1 protein-coding gene is annotated in these 2,156 nt (G+C 44.0%); it reads left to right on the plus strand.

The annotated features are described in order from the left end of the window. Positions 1 to 60 precede the first annotated feature (60 nt). Positions 61 to 2,156: diguanylate cyclase (locus B7Y67_RS15950; RefSeq protein ID WP_293599473.1), on the plus strand; the 2,096-nt coding region annotated here is incomplete at its 3' end.

Consider the following 2,156-nt stretch of genomic DNA (forward strand, 5'->3'; position numbering starts at 1 on the left):
AAACATCGAGGACAAAAATTAATTTGTTGTTGGTGTCAATTTTAATTAACTGGCTCAGCTATGGATAATCATCCGACAGAGTACAACGCAAGCAGCGCAGAAACCGAGCGTCTAAAAGCGCTTTACCGCTATCAAATACTCGATACACCAGCAGACCCATCATTTGATAACATCACCCTACTCGCTTCAAAACTGTTAAATGTTCCGATATCACTGATTTCATTTGTCGATGAGCATCGCATTTGGTCAAAATCGCATCATGGTGTAGAGGTGCAAGAATACAAACGTATCGACGGCTTATGCGCCACTACCATCCTCAATAACTCACCTTATATCGTAGAGAATGCCAGCACCGACCCACGCAGTTGCGAGCATCCTCTGGTAACTCAAGTTGCAGGGGTGCGCTTTTACGCTGGCGTTCCGCTCACCGTTGAAAATAGATTTAATATTGGTACTTTGTGTGTCATTGATTACAAGCCCAGAGAGTTGTCTGCCTCAGAAATTGAAACGCTCAAATTACTCTCTAAAATGGTGGTGGATGTCATTGAGCTGCATGTCAGCCAACTTAAAATTAATGACCTCAACAAAACTCTTAAAACCAGCGAGCATTATTTTCGCTCCATGTTTGACCAAGCTGGAGTTGGTGTATCTATCGCCAATGCCAAAACTGGAGAGTTTGTTCAAACCAATCAAAAGTATCTGGAAATTATTGGCTACGCTGCCGACGAATTAAAAACGCTGGATTTAATGCTGATAACCCATCCGGATGATGTAGAAAAACAAAAAGTCATGACGCGCGCGCTGCTCGCAGGTGAAGTGACGGAATATCACTTAGAAAAACGATACATCCGCAAAGACCAAACCTGCGTTTGGGTAGACATTACCTGCACCGCGCTTTGGATGGCGGGCGACAGCCCTACGCATCACTTGGCTATTGTGCAAGAAATCACAGATAAAAAGCTCGCTGAGCTGGCCTTAAAAGAAAATGAAGAGCGTTGGAGTTTTGCGCTTGAAGGCTCTAATCAGGGGGTTTGGGATTTAGACGTAGTAAACCATAAGATATTTTTGTCCCCTCGTTGCAAAGATATGCTGGGCTATCCGCAAGATGAAATATCCACCGACATGGATGCTTGGCTCAAGTTGATACACCCCGATGACTTGCCCTGCTTAATAAGCGCTAGAGCCGATGCACTTTGTGGCAATACCAGAAGCTTTGAAAATGAGCATCGCAAATTAAGTGCTGATGGCAGCTGGAAGTGGGTGCAAGTGAAAGGCATGGTAGTAAGCCGTGACATCAGCGGCGCACCATTGCGTGTGATTGGCACTTATACCGATATTAGCCAACGCAAGCAGATTGAAGCGCAAGTGTTAAAACTCGCACACTTTGATAGCATTACCAATTTACCTAATAGAACATTATTTCTTGAGCGCTTAAATCAAGAAATCGAAAAGACGCGTCAATCAAAAACATCACTGGCGTTAATGATGCTGGATTTAGACCGCTTTAAAGAAGTGAATGACTCTCTGGGGCACCACCAAGGTGACTTACTCATCAAAATTACCGCCCAGCGCTTACTGGCCTGTGTGCAAGAAAAAGACACTGTTTGCAGGCTGGGTGGCGATGAATTTACTATTATTTTCAGTGAGTTAAGTGATGGAGATTATGTTCATACTCAGGCAAACAAAATACTCGAAGCTATCGCTGAGCCTTATCAGCTAGGGGGTGACCTTGCCTACGTTACCGCAAGTATCGGTATTGCCGTTTACCCCGTAGACAGTAGCAATGCGGATGAACTGGTTCGACAATCTGACCAAGCCATGTATGCATCTAAAAACAGCGGTAAAAATCGCTATGCGTTTTTTACAAAGCACATGGAAGAGTCTGCATTGCAAAAACTCAACTTGGCTAATCACCTCAGAAGTGCTTTAGCTAAAAATGAATTCAAAGTGCTGTATCAGCCTATTGTTGATTTAAACAATATGCAAATTCGCAAAGCAGAAGCCTTAATCCGCTGGCAGCACCCGGACATGGGCATTATTTCTCCAGCGGACTTCATTCCTATTGCAGAAGACACTGGCTTGATTGTTGAAATTGGTGAGTGGGTATTTAAACAAGCGGTTGAAGCTATCAAAACCTGCCGTCAGCATGTGCATCC

The sequence above is a fragment of the Polynucleobacter sp. 35-46-11 genome (genome assembly GCF_002281105.1).